The organism is Sphaerisporangium viridialbum (assembly GCF_049674955.1).
GTDB lineage: Bacteria > Actinomycetota > Actinomycetes > Streptosporangiales > Streptosporangiaceae > Sphaerisporangium > Sphaerisporangium viridialbum.
Genome location: NZ_CP187232.1, coordinates 7,140,821 through 7,161,166, shown reverse-complemented (window position 1 = coordinate 7,161,166; position 20,346 = coordinate 7,140,821). Strand labels below are relative to the sequence as shown.

The window sequence follows — 20,346 nt, the reverse complement described above, 5'->3', positions numbered from 1 at the left end:
ACGCGCGCGGCGAGGCCGCGGCCGGCGGCGCTGGCCGTCGCCCTCGCCGTGCTCGTGATCTGCGTGGCCGCGGGCCTGATGATCGGCGCGGCCGGCGTCTCGTTCAAGGGCATCGTGCTCGAACTGCTCGACCGGGTGCCGTTCGTCTCGGTGGACTCCGGGCTGTCGCCGGTCGAGCGGGGGCTGGTGTTCCAGCTCAGGCTGCCGCGCGTGGTGCTGGCGGCGGTGGTCGGGGGCCTGCTGGCGATCGCGGGCGCGGGGTACCAGGGCGTGTTCCGCAACCCGCTCGCCGACCCCTACCTGCTCGGGGCCGCCGCCGGAGCGGGCTTCACCGCGACCCTGATGATCGTGCTGATCCAGGTCGACGGGCTGGTGCCGCTCGCCGCCTTCGGCGGGGCGATCGGCGGCGTGCTGCTGGCGTACGCGCTCGGCAACACGGCGGGCCGGGGCGGCGGCACGTCCACCCTGGTGCTCGCCGGGGTGGCGGTGGCCTCCTTCCTGTCCGCGCTGCAGACCTTCGTGCAGCAGCTCCGGGTCGAGCAGCTCCAGCGCATCTACTCGTGGATCCTCGGCGGCATCGGCGGCGACTGGTCCCAGGTGTGGCTCATCGCCCCGTACGCCATCGTGTCGACGGTCGTCCTGCTCGCTCACGGGCGGCTGCTGGACGTGCTGTCGGTCGGCGACGACGAGGCGGTCAGCCTCGGGGTCAACGCGGCGCGCGTGCGGCTCGTCGTTCTGTGCGCGGCGTCGCTGGCCACGGCGTCGGCGGTCGCGGTCAGCGGGCTCATCGGGTTCGTCGGCATCGTCGTGCCCCACGTCGTGCGGCGCCTCGCGGGCGGGTCGTACCGGGTGGTCCTGCCGCTGTCGCTGCTGGCGGGGGCGTCGTTCCTGGTGCTGGCCGACCTGGTCGCCCGTACCGTCCTCGCCCCGGCCGAGCTGCCGATCGGCGTGGTGACCGCCTTCATCGGCGCGCCGTTCTTCGTCGGCGTCCTGCGCGCGACACGGGCGGTGGACGCGTGAGCGCCATCGAGGTGCGGGACCTCTCAGTCGCGCTGGACGGGCGGCCGGTGCTGTCCGGGATCGGCCTGTCCGTGCGCGGCGGCGAGTGGCTGGCGGTCGTCGGGCCGAACGGCGCGGGCAAGTCCACGCTGCTGCGGGCCATGATGGGACTGCTGGAGGCGCAGGGTGACGTGCTGGTCGACGGCATGCCCGCGCGCAGCCTCAAGCCGAGGCAGCGGGCGCGGCTGATGGCCTACGCGCCGCAGAGCCCCATGCTGCCGGCGGGGCTCACCGTCTTCGAGTACGCCCTGCTCGGGCGCACGCCGTACATCTCCTACCTGGGCAGGGACACCCACGACGACCGGGACGTCACCCGCTCGGTGCTGGAACGCCTGGACCTGTCCGACTTCGCGACCCGGCCACTCGGGCACCTGTCCGGCGGGGAACGGCAGCGGGTGGTGCTCGCCCGCGCGCTCGTGCAGCGGGCTCCCGTGCTGCTGCTGGACGAGCCCACGACCGCGCTGGATCTCGGCCACCAGCAGCAGGTGCTGGAGCTCGTCGACCGGCTCCGTCTCGCCGACGGGCTGACGGTGGTCACCACGATCCACGACCTCAGCCTGGCGGGGCAGTACGCCGACTCGATGCTCCTGATCGACGGCGGACGGCACGTCGCCTCCGGGCCGGTCAAGGAGGTGCTCACCGAGCCGCTGCTGGCCCGGCACTTCGGCGCCCGCGTCCGCGTCGAGCAGGGAAGCGACGGCCGTCCCCTCGTCAACCTCGTCCGCCCGGCACCCGACCCCACCTGACCCGATACGCCGCCGTCCCCGCGTGACCCGTGCGCTCCCGTGACCCGTGCGCTCCCCGGACCCGTATGCTCCCCAGGCCCGTACGTTCCCGGGACCTGTATGTTCCCCGGACCCGTTCGTTCTCGGGCCCCGTACGCTTTCGGGGCCTGGCCGGTTCTGTACGCTTCCGGGACCCGTGTCGTGAGGAGGCCCCATGCTGTCCCTTAGCCATCGGCACGAGGACGGCGCCCGTCTCGCGTCACTCCTGTGGGAGTTCGGACCGGGATGGCGGATGATCTCCTCGGCCATGGTCGGCGGCGGCATCGGGCCCGGCGAGTGGGTGCTGAACGCGCAGGTCGTCGGGGCGTACTCGCGGATGGACCCGATCGACCACCTGCTGGAGCTGGCCCCGGCCGGGCGTCCTGGGGTGGGCATGATGACGGCGGCCTCCGTCGCCCACTACACCCGCGCGAGCGACGGGGGAGTGGAGGCGGTCGCCACGGTCGGCCTGCGGGTCCCCACCTGGGCCGCCTCCCCCGAAGGCGTCCCCGACCCCGAACTCCGCCCCGAGCGAGCCGACCTGGCGCCCCCACCAGAGCGGGTGGGCCCGGCATCCCCATCCGAGGGGGCCGGCCTGGTGCCCCGGCCGGCCTCTCCCGTTCCCGCGCCGACGGCACCCGGGACGATCAACATCATCGTGGCCGTGCCCGTGGCGATGAGCGACGCCGCGCTGGTCAACACCGTGATGACGGTGACCGAGGCCAAGTCCCAGGCACTCGCCGAGGCCGGGTACGCGTGCACGGGCACCGCCTCGGACGCCGTCTGCGTGGCCGTACGCGCCGAAGGCCCGGAAGAGCTGTTCGGCGGCCCGAGATCCACTTGGGGCTCCCGAATAGCCCGCGCCGTCCACCATTCAGTCCTCAACGGCGCCCACGCCTGGGCGAGGTACGCCTAGCTGGATCCAGATTTCGGCCCGGCTGATTGACGAGGTCACTGACTGCCAGAGGGCCGGCAACGTACACTTGAGGCGTGACCGCAGCGCCCAATTACCAAGATTTGCACGCATTGGTCGACCAACTCAGGCCGGACCAAGCGCAACAATTGCGCGCGGTCGCGCTTCGCCTGGTCAAGTCGAACGAGGATGCCGAGCGGCTCGAGTCCGGGCGGCAGCCCAGGCGCCGTCGGCTGTCCTTCATAGGCACCATGAATTCCGGTGTCGGAGATCTTGCCGAACGGCATGAAGAGATCCTTCGTAAGGGGTTAGATCGTCCTCTGTGACGACTCTCCTCGATACCGGCCCGCTGGTGGCCGCGCTCGACGCCGACGACAAAAGTCACCATCGTTGCGCCGAGTTCCTGGAAACCGCTCCTGGGCCTCTTCTCGTTCCCATGCCCGTCATGGTCGAGGTGTGCTGGCTGACCGAGAAGTATCGGGGCGCCCGTGCCGAGGCGGCATTCATCGACTCGATCGTCACCGGTCAGTTGACGTTGTTGGACGTTGTCGACAGCGATCTGCCGCGTATCGCCGAGCTGGTCCGAACGTATGCGGATCTGCCGCTCGGCGTCGTTGACGCAGCTGTAGTCGCGGTGGCTGAACGGCTGGGGCTACGTGAGGTGGCGACCCTGGATCACCGGCATTTCAGCGTGGTGCGGCCACGTCATGTACCGGCGTTCGATCTTCTTCCATGAACCGGCGGTAGCAGGCCGTAGGTGGATTGGGCGGTGGTGGGGGTTATTTTGCCGGTGGTGAGGTCGAGGAGGATTTCGGGGGCGGGGCGGTCGGCGGGGGAGCCGATGCCGCCGCCGCCCGTCGTCTCGACGATCAGCGCCTCGCCGGCCCCGAAGCGCACGTTGTTGACCTTGGAGTTCAGCCGTTCGACGGTGCCGTCCAGGTGGCGCCTGAAGAAGCCGCCGAGCCGGCCGGGCAGGCCGCCCGCTCTGCCGGGCGGGGCGTTGCGCAACCGGTCGCCGCGCGTGGTGACATGGGCGTCGGCGAGGAAGCGGAACACCGTCCTCGAACCGAGGCCGCCACGCCAGCGCCCGGGCCCGCCCGAGTCGGGGATGGTCTCGACCGACTCCACGATCAGCGGGCAGCGGGACTCCACCGGCTCGATTTGCGGCACCGAGTTGCGCCCGATGCCGAAGTGGACGCCGGTCGCGTCCGGCCCGTCCTTGCCGGCCCTGGCCCCCACCCCGCCGAAGTCGTACGAGAGGTGGATCCAGTACGGCGCGGCGCACGCCGCGATGCTGAAGGGTTGCAGGATGCCTGAGGCGGCGATCGCCCGATCCGGCATCGCGTCAGAGAGCGCCTGGAAGATCGCCTCCATGGCCGCGTAGATCGGTACGAAACGCCCGCCGCACGGGTAGGGGGAGTGGGCGTTGAGCAGCGACCCGGGCGGCAGGCGCACGTCGATCGCGCGCAGGCAGCCCTCGTTCATCGGGATCGCCGGGTCGAGGAAGCACCGCACCGCGAACACCGCCGCGGCCAGCGACTGCGAGGACGAGGAGTTGATCGCGGCGGGCACCTGAGGATCGGTCCCCTCGAAGTCCAGGACGACGCCGGGTGCGTCGTGCGCCGCCGGCGCCCCGGCGGGCGGCACGGTGACGGTCACGCGGACGGTGTGCGAGCGGGAGAGGTCGATGCCGTCGTCGTCGATGGCGTAGGACGAGACATGGCTCCCCGCGGGCAGTTCGGCGAGAGCCGCACGGGTGCGGGTCTCGGTGTAGTCGAAGTAGGCGTCGATGCCCGAGGCCAGCCTGCCGGGGCCGTGCTCGACCAGCAGCGCCTCCAGCCGGGTGGCGGCCACGGCGGTGCCCGCGACGAGCGCGCGGACGTCGCCCATGACCTTGTCCGGCGTACGGCTGTTGGCCCGCAGGATCGCCTCGATCGCCGGTTCGGGCCCGGAGGCGGTGGCCAGCCGCACGGGAGGCAGTTGCAGCCCTTCTAGGAAGATGTCGGTGGCGAGCGGTGCCATGCCGCCGGCCGACAGGCCCCCGAGGTCGGAGACGTGGATCATCGTGGCCGTGAAGTACGCCGGCCGCGCGTCCACGAACACCGGACGGTAGACCAGCAGGTCGTTGGTGTGCACCCCGCCCCGGTAGGCGTCGTTCAGCGCGTACACGTCGCCGGGCCGCATGGTCTGGGCGGGGATGTCGTCGAGCAGTTCGGGGAGCGCCACCTTCAGGGCCATGCTGTTCATCAGCGTGGTGGCCATCGACTGCGCGACGAGCCGGCCCTCGGCGTCGAGGATCGCGGCCGAGGCGTCCGACCCCTCCACGATGAACGTCGAGTAGGCCGACCGCACCACCACGATGCTGGCCTCCTCGGCGGCCACCACCAGCGCGTTCCTCAGCACCTCGGCCGTGAGCGACTCGGTCAACGGCCACGCTCCAGGATGACGGCCCCGGCGGGGGAGAGGGCGGCGGTCCAGCCGGGCGGCACGACGATGGTCGCCTCGGCGTCCTCGATGATCACCGGGCCGTACGTCGCCCGGCCCGGTGCGCCGCGCAGGTGGTCGCGGGTGAGTACGGGCGTGGTGGTGAAGCCGCCGCTCTCCGGGAACCAGGCGAGCCTGGCCCGCCCCTCGCCGCCCGTACGGCCGCCGGGCCCGGCGCCCGCGCCGTCCCGCGCGGAGGGCGGGATGGAGGGCGGGACGGAGGGCGGGACGGAGGGCGGGATGGAGGGCGGGGCGGCGGCCCGCTGGGTCAGGCGGACGCGGTAGCTCACCACCTCGACCGGCCCTCGCTGAGTGATGCCATACACCTGCTTATATTTCGCGAAAAATCGGGCAGCGAGCTCGTCGGGCGAGTCGCTCCACGGCACCGTCAGGTCATGCGCCTGCCCGGCGAACCGCACATCGGCCGAGCGCTCCACCGTCACGCCAGGGGAGTCGAGTTCGAGCCCCAGGTCCGCCGCCGCCCCCGCCGCCAGCTCGCCGAAGACCGCCGACGGGTCACCGGCCCCGAGCCGGGACAGCACCCGGTCGGTGGACAGGTCGCCGGCCAGCAGCCCGGCCGCCGACCCGACCCCGCAGTACGGCGGCACGACCACCGTGTCGATGCCGAACCGCTCCGCGACCCGGGCCGCGTGCATCGGCCCCGCGCCGCCGAAGGCGACCATGACGAAGCCGCGCGGGTCGATGCCGCGCTGCACGGTGACGACGTGCACGGCGGAGCCCATCGCCGCGTTGGCGATCTCGTGCACCGCGTGCGCGGCTTCGGCGCGGGAGACCCCGAGCGGCCAGGCCAGCCTCTGGTCGACGGCCTTCTCGGCCAGTTCGGGGGAGAGCGGCAGCGAGCCCAGGGACGATGGATCGAGGTATCCGAGCACCAGGTCGGCGTCGGTCACGGTGGGCTCGCCGCCGCCCAGGCCGTAGCAGGCCGGGCCGGGCTCGGAGCCCGCCGACCGGGGGCCCACCCTGAGCGCCCCGGCGGAGTCCACCCAGGCGATGCTCCCGCCCCCCGCGCCCACCTCGGCCAGGTCGATCGCGGGCGTCTTGATCGGGACGCCGGTGCCGGCCCGCCTGCCGCCGAAGCTGCCCTTGCCGCCGACGTGGAACTCGTGGGTGATCTCCGGCCTGCCGTTCCTGACGACGCAGGTCTTGGCCGTGGTGCCGCCCATGTCGAAGGAGATGACGTCGGGGTACCCGGTCAGGGACGCCGCGAGCACCCCGGCGGCCGGGCCGGACTCGATCGTGGCGACGGCCCTGCGCGCCGCCAGCTCGGCAGACATGACGCCGCCGCCCGACTCCATCACGTGGACGGGCGCGGTGACGCCCACGGCGCGGAGCCGCTCGCGCAGCCGCCGGAGGTAGCGGGCCATCACCGGCCCGACGTAGGCGGACATGATCGTGGTCGTGGCCCGCTCGTACTCCCGGATCTCCGGCCACACCTCCGACGAGGTGACCACGGTGGACCCCGCGGGCAGCGCCTCGCGCAGGATCGCGGCGACCCGGGCCTCGTGGCGGGGGTCGGCGTAGGAGTGCAGCAGGCAGACCGCGACCGACGTGATGCCGCGCCCGGCGATCTCGGCCGCCACCTCCCGGGCCGCGTCCTCGTCCAGCTCCTCCAGCGTCTCGCCGCGCGGGCCGACGCGCTCGGGGACCTCGAAGCAGTCCTCCGGCGCGACCGGTGGCGGTGGCGGGTCGAAGCGCAGGTCGTAGCGGTCCTCCTCGACCCGCGCGTAGCGGCCGAGGGGGACCGCGCTCCGGAACCCGCGCGTGGTCACGTACGCGACCCGCACCCCCGTGCGTTCGAGCACGGCGTTGGTGGCCAGCGTGGTGGCGTGGACCACCCTGGTGACCGACGCCGGGGGCACGCCCGCGCGGCCGAGGGCGAGGGCGATGCCGTCGAGTATCCCCTCGGTGGGGTCGTCGTGCGTGCTCAGGACCTTCGCCACGGTCACCGTGCGCCCGCTGACGACCACGTCGGTGAAGGTGCCCCCGACATCGACCCCGATGGCATAGCTCACGAGCCGCACACTATTACCCGAGCAAGCGCTTGTCTATCAAGATGCCGCCGGTCAGGAAGTGAACTGAACGCTCCCGAGGACGCCGTCGATCATCGTCTGGTCGCACTTCGCCGGCGGGCAGAAGAAGGCGATCAGCGCCACGGGCTGCCCCTGGCCCCGCCCGACGATGTAGACGACCAGGTCCAGGCGCCCCTGCTGCGCGGGGTCGTTCACCACGCCGGTCAGCTTGAACGCGGGCTTGCCCGCCACCGTCGCCGTGGTCGGCGCCGAGGCGAAGTCGGCCGGTCCCGGCAGCACGAAGCTGAGGCTGCGCTTCAGCGTCTCGGGCGTGTCGGAGGTGGTGATGGCGTCGTTGACCTCGGTGAAGATGCCGGTCGCCTGCTCGGGATGGGTGGTGAGCAGGCCGTTGACGGCGGTCCAGTCAGAGGCGATGGGCACGGAGAACAGCGTGTCGAACTCGGCCGCCGCCGGGGACAGGATGACGTACTCGTCGGCGTGCGTGCGGGCCTCCCAGCCGCCGGGGTAATCGAAGGAGAGCGGCGCGGCCGTGGTGCCGGGGTAGCGCTTGGACCCCACGGGGCCCGGCCCCTGGCTGACCAGCAGTGTCGCGGCGACCGCCAGGGAGACCAGCACGGCTCCCGCCCCGATGAGCACGCCCACGGGCAGGCGCCGCTTCTTGGCGGGCCGCCCCATGCCCGGCCTGGTCAGCGGCCCGCCCTGGCCGGACGGCCCGGACGGCCCTGCGGTCTCCAGCGAGCGGATCGACGCGGTGGGCCGCATGGACTCCATGGCGTCCATGGCGCGCAGGGAGGGAGACGAGGTCGCCGGGGGCGCCGACCAGGCCGCGCGGCCCTCGGGCGGGCTCGGGTGCCGGTCCTCGCCGCTGATCGCGTCCCTGAGTGCGGCCACGAACTGCCCGCAGGTGGAGAACCTGTCGTCCGGGGTCTTGGCGAGCGCCCGCGACATCACCTGGTTCACGGCGTGCGGGAGGTCGGGCCGGTACGGGGTCAGCGGCGGCGGCTCGTGGGAGACGTGCGCGTAGAGGAGGGCCAGTTCGGTGTCCCGCTGGAACGGCGGAAGCCCGCTCAGAGCCTCGTACACCACGCACGCGAACGCGTACAGGTCGCTCCGGCCGTCCACGGGCAGCCCGCGGATCTGCTCGGGCGCCACGTAGCGCGGCGTGCCCATGAAGTGGCCGTGGCTGGTCAGCCCGGCCTCGGAGTAGGTGCTCTTGGTCAGCCCGAAGTCGGTGAGGTAGATGTGCTCGGGGTCGCGGTCGGACCCCTCGGCGACCAGGATGTTCGCCGGCTTCACGTCGCGGTGCACCAGGCCGTGCTGGTGGGCGGAGTCCAGCGCCGACGCGATCTGCGAGAACAGGCGGTAGGCGCGGGCCACCGGCATCGGCCCGCTCGCCTGGATGAGCTTGCGCAGGTCGGCGCCCTCGACGTATCGCATGGCGATGAACAGCAGGTCGTCGCTCTCGCCCGCCTCGTAGATGGGGATGATGTTGGGGTGGTCGATGCCGGCCACCAGTCGCGACTCGCGTACGAACCGGTCGCGGAAGCGCTGGTCCTGCGAGAGTTGCGGGGCCAGCACCTTGAGCGCGACCGCGCGGCCGAGGCGGTGGTCGCGGGCGCGGTAGACCGTCGCCATGCCGCCGCGCCCGACGACCGCCTCGACGAGGTAGTCCCCCACCTGGGCGCCGATCAGTGGAGGCATCGAGAATCCCTGGTCGCTCATTGGTCCGCCGGGTGCCCGCAGAAGCCGCAGAAGCGGTGCGCCTTGCCGAGACGCATGCCGCACTGCGTGCAGAACTGCACCTGCCCGCCGTGGCCGGCGGCGTTCGCGCCGTGCCCGGCGACCGCGGAACCGGCGGCACCGGCCGGGGCGGGACCCGCCCCGGGAGCCACGGCGACGGGCGAGGGGCCCGTGCCCGGCTTCGACGCCTGGCGGTACGCGGGGAAGGAGCCCTCCGGGGGCCCGGCCTCCATCGTCTGGGTGCCCTGGGGCGGCCAGGTGGAGACGGCCGCGAGCGGTTCGGGCGGGGTCTCGCCCGGTGCCCCCTCCGCCCGTCGGCGCCGCCGCAGCGTCAGCGGCACGGCCACCGCGATCAGCACGCAGACGGCCACCACGCCGATGGCGGTCAGCAGCAGCGGCGACAGGGATGTGGCGCTCTTGACGGGCTGCGGCCTTGCCTGGCCGGAGGCGGGCGGGGCGCCGCGGTTGGCCCGGGCGACGCGCAGGTGGTCCTGGGCGACGGCGTGGTCGGGACGCACCCGCAGCACCTGTTCCAGCACGGGTATCGCGTTGGCGTAGAACTTGTTGTGGTACGACCCGAGCGCGGTCTCGTACAGCACGTCTACGGGCCCGCGGCGGGCGGTGAGGTTGGCCGCGACGAGCGCCTCGCGGATGTCCTCCACGGGGGTCAGCGTCTCCGGCGCGTCGCCGCCGCCGGTCACGAGCCCGATGACCTCGCTCTTGCCGTCGTCGATCACCGCGGCGCCGTCGCCGTCGTTGGAGAGGAAGGCGCTGAGCTTGGCGCGCTCGGCGGGCTTGAAGGTGCGCCCGCCGGGCGGGTCGAGGTGGGCGGTCTCGACCTTCGGCGGCGCCTTGGCGCTCGGCCGGGTGGGCAGCCCGACGACGTCGGTGGACTCGATGCCGCTGCCCAGCGACGTGGCGAGGGGCACCGTCGGGAACGTCGAGTCCTCGCCGCCCTTGCTGATCTTGAGCACGGCGGGCGCGGACGGCGAGGTGCCGGTGCGCAGGAGGTCCGCGGGATAGCCCTCGGGCGCGGGCGGGTCGGCGTACGGGAACACCGTGACCTTGGTGGCGAGCGTGAAGATGCAGGTGGCGTTCTGCTGCCTCGGCGGGTAGCAGGCCTGGAGGCGGGCGTTGAGCTCGGGGTCCTTCAGCTTGTGCCGGGAGAAGTCGGCCGGGATCTTGACCTTGAAGTACTCGGCGAAGACCCGGTTGGCCGCGTAGACGGCCGGGTCCTTGCTCGACTGGACCACGCCGGTGGCGGTCACGATGACGCCTTCTGGGGCGACGTTGAACCCGCTGCCCTCGCCGACGGGGATGTCGTACTCGCGGTCGCGGTTCTGGATCACACCCCGGTCGTCGAACAGGGTGACGGCCACATGGGCCCGCGCCTCGACACGGACCGTTCCAGGTGTGACCCGGTCGGTCGAGCCGCTCGGGTGGGGGTGAATGCCGAGGGTGAGCGATCCGAGAGCGCTTAACCCCGCTAAGAGGTGGTGCAGGCGGGGCATCTCCGCCTCCTGTTCCGGATCGGGTAAATCCAGAGTCGCAGTGCGGGCACCGCCATTCAAGGCGTAGGCGACGGCCGTCATGGACTTGCAATCGGTCCTTGAACGACCTGCGACAGGAGTTATCGATCTTGATCGGACTTGGAGGCCACTTGCAGGCGACTTGGGGGCGTGGCATTGGCCGTGCCGCGGACCCCGATTGAACATTAACCTCCAGGCTATGGCGGTATTCACCCACCTTTATCGGCACTTCGGGGCGCCGAATTCCTGCGCTCCTTTCACCGTCGTGCCGTTCCGGGCCCGAGTGCGCGTTCCGATCTGCCGAGGAGACCTCTCATGACCATCCGCATCGTCGTCGCCGACGACCAGTCCATGGTGCGCGCCGGGCTCCGCCTGGTCGTGGAGTGCGAGCCGGGCATGGAGGTCGTGGGGGAGGCCGCCGACGGGGTGGAGGCCGTCAGCGTGGCCCGCCGCCTCCTGCCCGACGTCGTGCTGATGGACATCTCGATGCCGAGGATGGACGGCCTGACCGCCGCGCGCAAGCTCCTCGACACCCCGAACCCCCCGAAGATCGTCATGCTGACGACCTTCGACACCGACGAGAACCTCTACGCCGCGCTCCGTACCGGCACCAGCGGGTTCCTGCTCAAGGTGTCGCCGCCCGAGCAGCTCGTCGAGGCGATCAAGGTGGTCCACGCGGGGGACGCCCTGCTCGACCCCGCCGTCACCACCCGCGTGATCGCGTCCTTCGCCGGCAGGCACGAGCCCGTCAGGCCCCCGCAGCTCGCGGAGCTGACCCCAAGGGAGCTGGAGGTCCTGCGCAGCCTCGCCCGCGGCCTCACCAACGCCGAGATCGCGACCGAGCTGTTCGTCGGGGAGGCCACGGTCAAGACCCATGTGGCCCGCGTCCTGATGAAGCTGCGCCTGCGCGACCGCGCTCAGGCGGTCGTGTTCGCGTACGAGTCCGGAGTCGTGCGCCCCGGCGTCGAGACCGCATAGTACGAATCCCGGCATTCCCGACACCTCCGCCCTCCAGGTCTCCCGTCGCCGTCGCCGTCGCCTAGGACGGTACGCGTGTGACATCACGCACATCGTCCCTCCAGCGGGTGACCCGCACTCCGCCGCCCGGTGGAACCTCATGCGCGGGACAGCCCCTGCCACATCGGATCCGGCGCGGACCCCGTACCGGGTCCCCCGGCGCGAGTCCCGTAGCGGGGCCGTTCCGCGACCGGTACGGGGAGCGGCCGTACCCGGACCGGGGACGTCATGCGCGCTACGGGTTTCCCGCAAGAGGGGGTCATGCATGTATATTTTCCGTACATAACCGGATGATCCTGGAGAAATTTCGCTATTGGAGGGGTGGGGCGGTATGAGGGCTTTCCCGAGGGTGCTGTTCGACGAGGCGCACAACGAGTCATGGACGATCCGCCGTGCGGTCGCCGAGGCGATCAACCCGGCGCACCCCGACGACAACAGCTACGCCGGCGCCGCGGAGACCCTCCGGCACCTCGGGCACACCGTCGCCGCCCACACCGAGGGCCCGATCACGCCCGCCGTGCTCGCCGCCCACGACGTCTTCGTCGTCGCCCATCCCTCCGCCGACCGCTGGGAGCGCACCACCGGGCTCGGCAGCCCGATCCTGCCGGTGGAGGAGCTCGACGCCATCGAGGAGTACGTCGCGGACGGCGGCGGCCTGATCGTGCTCGCCGAGTGCGAGCAGGAGAAGTACGGCAACAACCTGGCCGAGCTGCTGGCCCGGTTCGGCGTGGGCATCGAGCACGCCACCGTCCAGGACCCGGGCAACTCCTACAACGGCGTGGCGACCTGGGTGCTCGGCACCCACGTACCGGCCGAGGGAGAGGACCTGACGGCCGGCGCGCGTGAGGCGTGCTTCTACCGCGCGGGCGTGCTGAACCCGCCCGCGGGCGCGACCGTCCTGTTCGAGACCTCGCCCGCCGCCGACCTTCCGCGCCGCGCGCTGGCGGTCGCCCTGCGTCACGGCCGCGGACGGGTGGTGGTGTTCGCCGACTCCGACCTGTTCGGCGACGACTCCATCCACGATCTCCGGCACGCCCGCCTCTGGGGCAACGTCGTGACCTGGGCCGCCCGCGTCCCGGTGGGCGCCACGGGCGCGAGCGAGGCCGACGACGGCTTCGCCGAGCTCAAGGCCGCCGTCGAGGAGCTGCGCCCGCTCACGGCCAAGGACGGGTCCGTGGCGGACGCCGAGGCCGCCGCCCCCATCGTCGAGCGCGTCGTGGCGGGCATCGAGAAGCTCGCGCCGCGCTTCCCGCACGACGAGCGGTACCTCGCCACCGTGGTCGCCGACCTGCGCAAGTGGCAGGCCGCCGGCTACGGGGTGCCCGACTTCCTCGACTCGCTGAACGCCTTCCACCCCGACACCCAGCGCGTCGACGGGCTGGAGCACCTGGTCGTCTTCCCGATGTACACCCAGAACGGCAACCCGAACCGCAACCTGGAGGCGGTCTGGATCCGCACGGTGTGGCCCGAGTGGCTCGCCCACCTGGAGAGCGGGCGCTACGACAACCCGATGTTCGTGCCGATCGCCTTCGTGGACTTCACCGCCGGTTACGACACCAACTGCGCGGTGCTCTTCCCCGAGACCGTCGCGGTGCGCGAGACCCCGCCGAGGTTCAGCTGGGGCGGCATCTTCTGCGACCGTGAGGCCGCCCGCTTCCGCAGCGTCAGCCGCGCCGCCGCCGACACGCTCAAGCTGGCACTCCCGGCGGACGCCGGGCGCCTGCTCGAAAGCCAGGAGCTGGCCCAGGACACCTTCGTCCTGTGGGACCTCGTGCACGACCGCACCCACAGCCACGGCGACCTGCCGTTCGACCCCTTCATGATCAAGCAGCGCATGCCGTACTGGCTGTACTCCCTGGAGGAGCTGCGCTGCGACCTGACGGCGTTCGGCGAGGCGGTCAAGCTGGAGAAGGAAGGCGTGCCGCACGCCCGTTACGTGCAGTTCGCGATCCTGTTCGACCGGCTGTTCCGGTTCCCGATCACCGGCGAGCGGGTGCGCAACTACGACGGCCTCGGCGGCCAGCTCCTGTTCGCCTACCTGCACCGCAACGACGTCGTCCGCTGGACCGACAACCGGCTCAGCATCGACTGGGACCGGGTCGCCGGCTGCGTCGCCGACCTGCGCGGCGAGGTCGAGAAGCTCTACCGCGACGGCATCGACCGCTCCAAGCTGGCGCACTGGCTCGCCGCCCACCAGCTCGTCGCCGCCTACGTCGCTCCGCACCCCTCCTCGGTGTGGAACCGCGGCGCGGACGCGCTTCCCGTCGAGGGCTTCCCGAAGGCCGTGGTCGACGCGGTCCTGCCCGACGAGTTCCCCCTGAGCATGTTCTACGAGGCCCTGCGTCGTAAGCTTTCCGGCGTGATCGAGGCCACGAAGGGAATCCGCGCGTGAGCAACCCCAACCCCACCCACCAGCCCCGTACGGTCGTCGTCGCGGGGGCGGGCGGTCCCACGGGCCGGGCCGTCGCGGCGCGCCTGGCCGCTCGCGGCGACACCGTGATCGGGGTCGGCAGGCACGAGGCCGACGGCGTGATCGCGGCCGATCTCACCGACCCGAAGGCCGTGCGCGAGCTAGCCCGCAAGATCCAGGAGGAGCACGGGCGGGTCGACGGGGTCGTTCACCTGGTCGGCGGCTGGCGGGGGTCCAAGACCTTCGCGGAGACCGACCTCGCCGACTGGGACATCCTGCACGAGCAGCTCATCCGCACCCTGCAGAACGTCTCGCTGGCGTTCGAGCCGGCGCTGCGCGAGAGCGACGGCGGCCGGTTCGCCATCGTCTCCGCGAAGGCCGCCCAGGAGCCCACCCAGGGGAACGCCGCCTACGCCGCCGCCAAGGCCGCCGCCGAGGCGTGGACTCTGGCGCTCGCCGACGCGCTGCGCGGCACCGAGAGCGCCGCGACGATCCTGGTCATCAAGGCCCTGGTCAACGACGACATGCGCGCGGCGAGCCCGGAGCGGAGGTTCCCCGGCTTCACCGACGTGAACGACCTCGCCGAGGCCGTCGCCGGTCTGTGGGACCGGCCGGCCGGCGAGGTCAACGGCACCCGATTGGACCTCACCACGTGACCCAGGCACGACGGCACCACGACCCCTCGGTCAAGGGGTTCGCCAGCGACAACTACGCGGGCGTGCACCCCGAGATCCTCGAGGCGCTGGCCCTGGCCAACGGCGGCCACCAGGTCGCCTACGGCGAGGACGTCTACACCGAGGCCCTCCAGGAGGTCTTCAGGCGGCACTTCGGCCCGGTGGCCGAGGCGTGGCCGGTGTTCAACGGCACCGGCGCCAACGTCGTCGGCCTGCGTGCGATGACCGCGCCGTGGGAGGCCGTCGTCTGCGCCGAGAGCGCGCACATCAACACCGACGAGGGCGGGGCGCCCGAGCAGAGCGCCGGGCTCAAGCTGATGAGCGTGCCCACGCCCGACGGCAAGCTCACCCCCGGCCTGATCGACCGGCAGGCGTGGGGCTTCGGCGACGAGCACCGCGCCCAGCCCCGGGTGGTCTCGATCTCCCAGAGCACCGAGCTGGGCACGCTCTACACGCCCGAGGAGATCAGCGCGATCGGCGCCCACTGCCGCGAGCTCGGGATGCTGCTGCACCTCGACGGGTCGCGCCTGATCAACGCCGCGGCGGCCCTGGACGTGCCGCTGCGGGCGCTGACCACCGACGCGGGCGTGGACGTGCTCTCCTTCGGCGGCACCAAGAGCGGGCTGATGTTCGGCGAGGCCATCGTCGTGCTCAACCCCGCCGCCGTGCGGGGGCTGATCTACCTGAGGAAGAGCGCGATGCAGCTCGCCTCGAAGATGCGGTTCGTGGCGGTGCAGTTCGAGGCGCTGCTCGCCGGCGACCTGTGGCTGCGCAACGCGAGGAACGCCAACGCCATGGCCGCGCGCCTCGCGGCGGCCGTGCGCGACATCCCGGGAGTGACGCTGACCAGGGCGGTCGAGGCCAACGCGGTCTTCGCCATCCTGCCCCCCGATGTGGCGGAGAGGGTGCGCAAGCGGTTCAGGTTCTACACCTGGAACGAGGCCACGGGCGAGGTCCGCTGGATGACCGCCTTCGACACCACCGAGGCGGACGTGGACGCCTTCGCCGCCGCGATCGCCGAGGAGATGGCCCAGGCCTGAGGCGCCGGGCCTACTTGAGGATCGACGGGTACGGCTGCGCGCCGCGGTCCTTCAGCAGGCCGGTCATGTACTGGATCTCGCTGTCCTGCGTGTCCACGATGTTCTGCGCCATGCCCCGCACCTCCGGGCGGTTCGACAGCTTCAGCAGGGCCTTCGCCATCTGCACGCCGCCCTCGTGGTGGCGGATCATGAGCTGGAGGAAGAGGGTCTCGGCGTCCTTGCCCTTGGCGGCCTGGAGGCGCTTCATCTCCTCGCCGGAGGCCATGCCGGGCATCGCGGCCGGCCCGCCGGTCGCCGGGGCCGCTCCCTGCGCGCCGGTCGTCGCTCCGTGCCCGCCGTGACCGGCCATCCAGGCCATCGCCGGCCGGTCGGTCGCCTGGTTGAGGCCCCACTGCTGGAGCCACCCCATGAAGACGCCGCGCTGGGCCGTCTGGGTGGTGATGATGTCGTACGCCAGCGACCGGATGGCGGAGTCCGTGCTCCCGTCGCGCACGGCGAAGCTCATCTCGACCGCCTGGGCGTGGTGGACTGCCATGTCCCGCGAGAACCCCGCCTCGGGGGAGGCGTCTCCAGGAGGAGCCGACCGTCCGGTGATCAAGAGCATTGCGACGGCGGTGGCCACGCAGGAGACCAGCGCGACGAGTACCAGGCGAGTTCGTGAGGTGATCATTGCCAGCCAGGAGAGTGATTGCCTTGGGCGTTAGACGCAAACGTTATTACCTACCCACTATCCTCCACATAAGTAACGAAGCTTGAGCATTCAGGGTCATGAACAGCCGTTGGAGGACTGATGGCCAAGGAGAGGACGCAGGCACGGCGGGAGCACCTCGCCCAGCTGCGTGCCGCGCAGAAACGCAAAGAGCGGCGCACCGCCATGCTCATGTGGGGAGCGGGGGCCTTCGTCATCGTCCTGCTGGTCGGCCTGGTCGGCTTCTACGTGATCCAGGAGCGGTCCCAGTCGGCGCTGGACGGGGTCAAGACGTTCAGCTACAAGGGCTCGCAGCACACGCCGATCAAGGTCAACTACAAGGAGACCCCGCCGGTCGGCGGCGAGCACAACCCCCAGTGGCAGCAGTGCGGGGTCTACGACCAGCCGATCAACAGCGAGAACGGCGTGCACTCCATGGAGCACGGCTCGGTGTGGATCACCTACCGGCCTGACCTCCCCAAGGCGGACGTCGACAAGCTGAAGGCGCTCGTCACCTCCGATTACCTGCTCCTCAGCCCGTTCCCCGGCCTCACGGCGCCCGTCGTGGTCAGCTCCTGGAACCACCAGCTCCCGCTCAAGGGCGCCGACGACCCGCGCCTGGCCAGGTACATCACCAAGTACAAGCAGAACCCGCAGACCACCCCCGAGTACGGCGCGACCTGCACGGGCCAGGGCAGCACGGACGCGGTCGCCTCCGACAACCCGCTGCCGACGACGACGCCGTCCCCGGCGCCGAGCGGTGCGGCGACGCCGGAGCCGAGCATGGCTCCCAGCGCCACGCCGTCCTCCTGACCGGCTGATCTCCCTGCCGTACGGCCCCGCGACCCCCGGTCGTGAGCGGCCGTACGGCGGACCGCCGGCTCGGCTCCCGCTGAGCCGGATCCCGCTGAGCCGGCCCGGGTCTCAGCGGATGATCTCCTCCGGGTCCACCGACGCGAGGCCGTGGGCGTCGCCGACGGGGCGGCTGGTGAGCGTGCCTCCGTGGGTGTTCAGCCCGAGCGCCAGCGCCGGGTCCTCCAGCAGGGCCTGCCGCCATCCCTTGTCGGCGATCGCCAGGGCGTACGGCAGGGTGACGTTGGTCAGCGCGTACGTCGAGGTGTGCGGCACGGCCCCCGGCATGTTGGCCACGCAGTAGAACACCGAGTTGTGCACCCGGTAGGTCGGATGGGCATGGGTGGTGGGCCGGGAGTCCTCGAACGCCCCGCCCTGGTCGATCGAGATGTCCACCAGCACCGACCCTTCCTTCATCCGGGAGACCAGCTCGTTCGAGACGAGCTTGGGCGCCTTGGCGCCGGGGATGAGCACGGCGCCGATCACGAGGTCGGCGCCGAGGACGGCGCGCTCGATCTCGTAGGTGTTGGACGCGACGGTCTGGAGATGCCCCCGGTAGATCATGTCGGCCTGGCGCAGCCTGTCGATGTTCTTGTCCAGGAGCAGGACCTCCGCCTGCATCCCGAGCGCGATCGTCGTGGCGTTCATGCCCGTCACCCCCGCCCCGAGCACCACGACCTTGGCCGGGTGCACCCCGGGGACTCCGCCCATGAGTACGCCCCTGCCGCCGCCCTGCCGCATCAGGTGGTAGGCGCCCACCTGCGGCGCGAGGCGTCCCGCCACCTCCGACATCGGCGCGAGCAGGGGCAGTGCCCCGTTCTCCGTCTGCACGGTCTCGTACGCGATGCCGGTGACCCCGGACTCCATCATCGCCAGGGTCAGCTTCCGCGAGGCGGCGAGGTGCAGGTAGGTGAAGAGGATCTGTCCCTCGCGCATGAGGGGGTACTCCGAGGCGATCGGCTCCTTGACCTTCAGGATCAGGTCGCCCTCGCGCCAGACCTCCTCGGCGGACGCGAGGATCGTCGCGCCCGCCGCGCGGAAGTCGTCGTCGGGGATGGAGGATCCCGCGCCCGCCCCGCGCTCGACGAACACCTGGTGGCCGTGACGGGCCAGCTCGTTGGCTCCGGCGGGGGTGAGAGCGACGCGGTGCTCGTGGTCCTTCACCTCTCGGGGTATTCCGACCTTCATGAAATCCTCCTTCGACCCAGGGGCGGCCCTCTGCCATGCCATACGGACTGCCCCCGACCGCCCCCGGCTCACTACGACCCGGGCTGTGCGCGCTTCCGGCTCCCTTTCGGTCCGGGTGCTCGGCGACCCTTGCCTGCTGTGACCTCCGGCCGGGCGGCCTCTCCACGCCTCGACCGGCTTGGTTCCCCCGGCGCGGTGCCAGGGCCGGTGCCCGATCTCGCCTGCGTTCCCCGCGGTGCTCGGACCCTGGAGCAGGTGGGATGATTTGTCCTGTTGTACGGGAAATTGTCAGGACATCTACAGCCTAGAACTCCCCGCCGGGTCTTCACCCTGCGGTTAGCTCGATCACGCGAGGCTCGGTAGGCTCGCCCGAGCGATGTCAGGCACAGGGGTGAGGATGCGTAACCATCCGGCGACGGACGATCACAGTGGTCCGCCCGAGGCGCCGCCGGATATTCCTGCCGTGCTCGAAGACGAGCCGACGCTCATCATGGCCCGCGTGCCCTCCCAGCCGGACGAGCCTCCGCTCACCCGGGACGAGCCTCCGCTCACCCGGGACGAGCCTCCGCTCACCCGGGACGAGCCTCCGCTCACCCGGGACGAGCCTCCGCTCACCCGGGACGAGCCCCCACTCACCCGGGACGAGCCGCTCACCGCTGCCGACCGGCCTGCTTTCGGCCCGGACGAGCCGCCGGTGGGTTCCGTGACGCCCCCGCTCGGTTCGGACGAGCCGCCGGCCGAGCCGCCCATCGGTCCCGGTCAGCCGCCGATCGGCCCGGAGGGGCCGCCCCCCGGCCCCGGTGGTCCCGGCACGCCCGGAGGCCCGGCCGGTCCGAGCGGGCCGCCGCGCGCCGCGCGTTCCACGACCATCGCCCTGATCGCCGGGCTCTTCGTCGTGGTCCTCGTCACGGGAGTCCTCGGCACGATCGCCGTGCTGATGACGCGGGAACCCGGCCTCCCGCTCGGCGCGGCGCCGCCTCGCCGCCTCGCCACCCCCATCCACTTCGCCCCGGTCGTCGGCACGCGGGCCGCTCCGTGCCCGGGCGCGGAGGCGGTGCTCGACGACGCGGGCACGACCTGCTACCAGGTGGACCCCGGGGTCACCGTCCACTCGGTCGTGAAGGTGACGACGGTCGCCGACAAGGACGGCACGTACTCCGTGCGCGTCGTGCTGGCTCCCGAGAGCCGCAAGGAACTGGCCGACCTGACCAAGGACGCGCTCAACCAGCTTCTCGCCGTCGTGGTCGACGACAAGGTCGTCACCGCCCCGAGGGTCGCGCAGGCGATCACCCAGGACAGCCTCAGCATCGCGGGGCTCACCAAGGAGACGGCCGACGCGCTGATGTCCCGCCTGCTCGGATCGGGCGGCCCGGTGACCGGCACCTCAGGGCCGTCCCCCGAGACCCCCGCCCAGACCTCCACCTGCCCTCCCGCGGACGGCACCACCCAGCCCACCGGCCCCACCGACCCGGTCAACCCGGTCAACCCGGTCAACCCGACCGGCCCGGCGGGCACCGACGGCAACGTTCCGCCCGGCGGTACCTCCACCTGCCCGCCGGGTGCGGGAACACCCACCGGAACCGGAACCGGCACCGGCACCGGAGCTCCGACGGGAGCCGGCACGGGTGCGCCCAGCGCGTCCGCGTCCCAGCCGGGGTCCGTACCGCTGGCGCCCCCGTCCGCGACCCACACGCCCGCCGCCGGAACCCAGACCTCGCCGTCCGCCCGCAACGCCGGGGTGCCGCAGACCAACGCGACCGGCTCCACGACCATGAGCAAGCGCACTCCGGACCCGCGCTTCGCGAGCTGCAAGCAGGCGCACGCGGCGAACTACGGCCCCTACACCAAGGGCGTCCACGTGGAGTACGGCTGGTACGTCGACGGCGACCACGACGGCGTCGCCTGCGAACGCGGCGACATCACCTAGGGGACATCCT

At 71.9% G+C, this 20,346-nt stretch carries 17 protein-coding genes; 11 read left to right on the top strand and 6 right to left on the bottom strand.

Annotated elements, in window-relative coordinates; genetic code table 11:
• Positions 1-30: 30 nt before the first annotated feature.
• The 5 genes from ACOZ38_RS32370 (at position 31) to ACOZ38_RS32350 (ending at position 3,472) form a co-directional block, all read left to right on the top strand.
• The gene (locus ACOZ38_RS32370) at positions 31-1,020 is read left to right on the top strand and encodes a FecCD family ABC transporter permease (RefSeq protein ID WP_424537125.1); all 990 of its coding nucleotides are present in this window, start codon (positions 31-33) and stop codon (positions 1,018-1,020) included.
• Positions 1,017-1,805 carry an ABC transporter ATP-binding protein gene (locus ACOZ38_RS32365; protein ID WP_424534863.1) on the top strand — a complete coding sequence of 263 codons (789 nt, stop codon included), beginning with the start codon at positions 1,017-1,019 and terminating at the stop codon, positions 1,803-1,805. Before ACOZ38_RS32370 ends, ACOZ38_RS32365 begins: the two co-directional genes overlap by 4 nt.
• Positions 1,806-1,998: 193 nt before the next feature.
• Positions 1,999-2,739 (top strand): adenosylcobinamide amidohydrolase, encoded by a 741-nt coding sequence (locus tag ACOZ38_RS32360; protein WP_424534862.1) that lies wholly within the window; start codon positions 1,999-2,001, stop codon positions 2,737-2,739.
• Between the two features lie 74 nt (positions 2,740-2,813).
• On the top strand, positions 2,814-3,062 hold the full coding sequence (locus ACOZ38_RS32355; protein ID WP_424534861.1) for a hypothetical protein: 249 nt from the start codon (positions 2,814-2,816) through the stop codon (positions 3,060-3,062).
• Complete coding sequence (locus tag ACOZ38_RS32350; protein ID WP_424534860.1) at positions 3,059-3,472, top strand: type II toxin-antitoxin system VapC family toxin; 414 nt, start codon at positions 3,059-3,061, stop codon at positions 3,470-3,472. Before ACOZ38_RS32355 ends, ACOZ38_RS32350 begins: the two co-directional genes overlap by 4 nt.
• Here ACOZ38_RS32350 and ACOZ38_RS32345 read toward each other — a convergent pair.
• Genes ACOZ38_RS32345 through ACOZ38_RS32330 form a run of 4 tightly spaced genes read right to left on the bottom strand, consistent with a single transcriptional unit; the run spans position 3,442 to position 10,522 of the window.
• Positions 3,442-5,163: a hydantoinase B/oxoprolinase family protein gene (locus tag ACOZ38_RS32345; protein WP_424534859.1), complete on the bottom strand. Its 1,722-nt coding sequence runs from the start codon at positions 5,161-5,163 to the stop codon at positions 3,442-3,444. The two genes, ACOZ38_RS32350 and ACOZ38_RS32345, sit on opposite strands and share 31 nt — an antisense overlap.
• The gene (locus ACOZ38_RS32340; RefSeq protein ID WP_424534858.1) at positions 5,160-7,253 is read right to left on the bottom strand and encodes a hydantoinase/oxoprolinase family protein; all 2,094 of its coding nucleotides are present in this window, start codon (positions 7,251-7,253) and stop codon (positions 5,160-5,162) included. Before ACOZ38_RS32340 ends, ACOZ38_RS32345 begins: the two co-directional genes overlap by 4 nt.
• 51 nt (positions 7,254-7,304) lie before the next feature.
• The gene (locus ACOZ38_RS32335) at positions 7,305-8,972 is read right to left on the bottom strand and encodes a serine/threonine-protein kinase (protein ID WP_424534857.1); all 1,668 of its coding nucleotides are present in this window, start codon (positions 8,970-8,972) and stop codon (positions 7,305-7,307) included.
• Between the two features lie 17 nt (positions 8,973-8,989).
• Positions 8,990-10,522, bottom strand: a complete 1,533-nt coding sequence (locus ACOZ38_RS32330; protein WP_424534856.1) for a zinc ribbon domain-containing protein — start codon at positions 10,520-10,522, stop codon at positions 8,990-8,992.
• 333 nt (positions 10,523-10,855) lie between these two features.
• Here ACOZ38_RS32330 and ACOZ38_RS32325 point away from each other — a divergent pair, with 333 nt between their 5' ends.
• The 4 genes from ACOZ38_RS32325 to ACOZ38_RS32310 all read left to right on the top strand — a co-directional run bounded on the left by ACOZ38_RS32325 (position 10,856) and on the right by ACOZ38_RS32310 (position 15,681).
• Positions 10,856-11,518, top strand: a complete 663-nt coding sequence (locus ACOZ38_RS32325; RefSeq protein WP_405139410.1) for a response regulator — start codon at positions 10,856-10,858, stop codon at positions 11,516-11,518.
• A gap of 370 nt (positions 11,519-11,888) precedes the next feature.
• Positions 11,889-13,949, top strand: coding sequence for a DUF6421 family protein (locus tag ACOZ38_RS32320; protein WP_424534855.1), 2,061 nt, complete (start codon positions 11,889-11,891; stop codon positions 13,947-13,949).
• Complete coding sequence (locus ACOZ38_RS32315; protein ID WP_424534854.1) at positions 13,946-14,623, top strand: SDR family NAD(P)-dependent oxidoreductase; 678 nt, start codon at positions 13,946-13,948, stop codon at positions 14,621-14,623. The genes ACOZ38_RS32320 and ACOZ38_RS32315 overlap by 4 nt, the downstream gene beginning before the upstream one ends.
• Complete coding sequence (locus ACOZ38_RS32310) at positions 14,620-15,681, top strand: threonine aldolase family protein (RefSeq protein ID WP_424534853.1); 1,062 nt, start codon at positions 14,620-14,622, stop codon at positions 15,679-15,681. Before ACOZ38_RS32315 ends, ACOZ38_RS32310 begins: the two co-directional genes overlap by 4 nt.
• A gap of 10 nt (positions 15,682-15,691) precedes the next feature.
• Here ACOZ38_RS32310 and ACOZ38_RS32305 read toward each other — a convergent pair whose 3' ends face one another.
• The gene (locus tag ACOZ38_RS32305) at positions 15,692-16,351 is read right to left on the bottom strand and encodes a DUF305 domain-containing protein (RefSeq protein ID WP_424534852.1); all 660 of its coding nucleotides are present in this window, start codon (positions 16,349-16,351) and stop codon (positions 15,692-15,694) included.
• Positions 16,352-16,471: 120 nt separating this feature from the next.
• Between ACOZ38_RS32305 and ACOZ38_RS32300 the strand changes: the two genes are divergently transcribed.
• Positions 16,472-17,182 (top strand): DUF3105 domain-containing protein, encoded by a 711-nt coding sequence (locus ACOZ38_RS32300; RefSeq protein ID WP_424534851.1) that lies wholly within the window; start codon positions 16,472-16,474, stop codon positions 17,180-17,182.
• A gap of 111 nt (positions 17,183-17,293) precedes the next feature.
• Here ACOZ38_RS32300 and ald read toward each other — a convergent pair whose 3' ends face one another.
• On the bottom strand, positions 17,294-18,409 hold the full coding sequence (ald, locus tag ACOZ38_RS32295; RefSeq protein ID WP_424534850.1) for an alanine dehydrogenase: 1,116 nt from the start codon (positions 18,407-18,409) through the stop codon (positions 17,294-17,296).
• A 463-nt stretch (positions 18,410-18,872) separates the two neighbouring features.
• Between ald and ACOZ38_RS32290 the strand changes: the two genes are divergently transcribed.
• Positions 18,873-20,336 (top strand): excalibur calcium-binding domain-containing protein, encoded by a 1,464-nt coding sequence (locus ACOZ38_RS32290; RefSeq protein ID WP_424534849.1) that lies wholly within the window; start codon positions 18,873-18,875, stop codon positions 20,334-20,336.
• The last annotated feature ends 10 nt before the right edge of the window (positions 20,337-20,346 follow it).

Coding starts and splice junctions, on each gene's coding strand:
- ACOZ38_RS32360 (WP_424534862.1), top strand. CDS start 1,999: ATGCTGTCCCTTAGCCATCGGCACGAGGACGGCGCCCGTCTCGCGTCA.
- ACOZ38_RS32335 (WP_424534857.1), bottom strand. CDS start 8,972: ATGCCTCCACTGATCGGCGCCCAGGTGGGGGACTACCTCGTCGAGGCG.
- ACOZ38_RS32330 (WP_424534856.1), bottom strand. CDS start 10,522: ATGCCCCGCCTGCACCACCTCTTAGCGGGGTTAAGCGCTCTCGGATCG.
- ACOZ38_RS32325 (WP_405139410.1), top strand. CDS start 10,856: ATGACCATCCGCATCGTCGTCGCCGACGACCAGTCCATGGTGCGCGCC.
- ACOZ38_RS32320 (WP_424534855.1), top strand. CDS start 11,889: ATGAGGGCTTTCCCGAGGGTGCTGTTCGACGAGGCGCACAACGAGTCA.
- ACOZ38_RS32305 (WP_424534852.1), bottom strand. CDS start 16,351: ATGATCACCTCACGAACTCGCCTGGTACTCGTCGCGCTGGTCTCCTGC.
- ACOZ38_RS32300 (WP_424534851.1), top strand. CDS start 16,472: ATGGCCAAGGAGAGGACGCAGGCACGGCGGGAGCACCTCGCCCAGCTG.
- ald (WP_424534850.1), bottom strand. CDS start 18,409: ATGAAGGTCGGAATACCCCGAGAGGTGAAGGACCACGAGCACCGCGTC.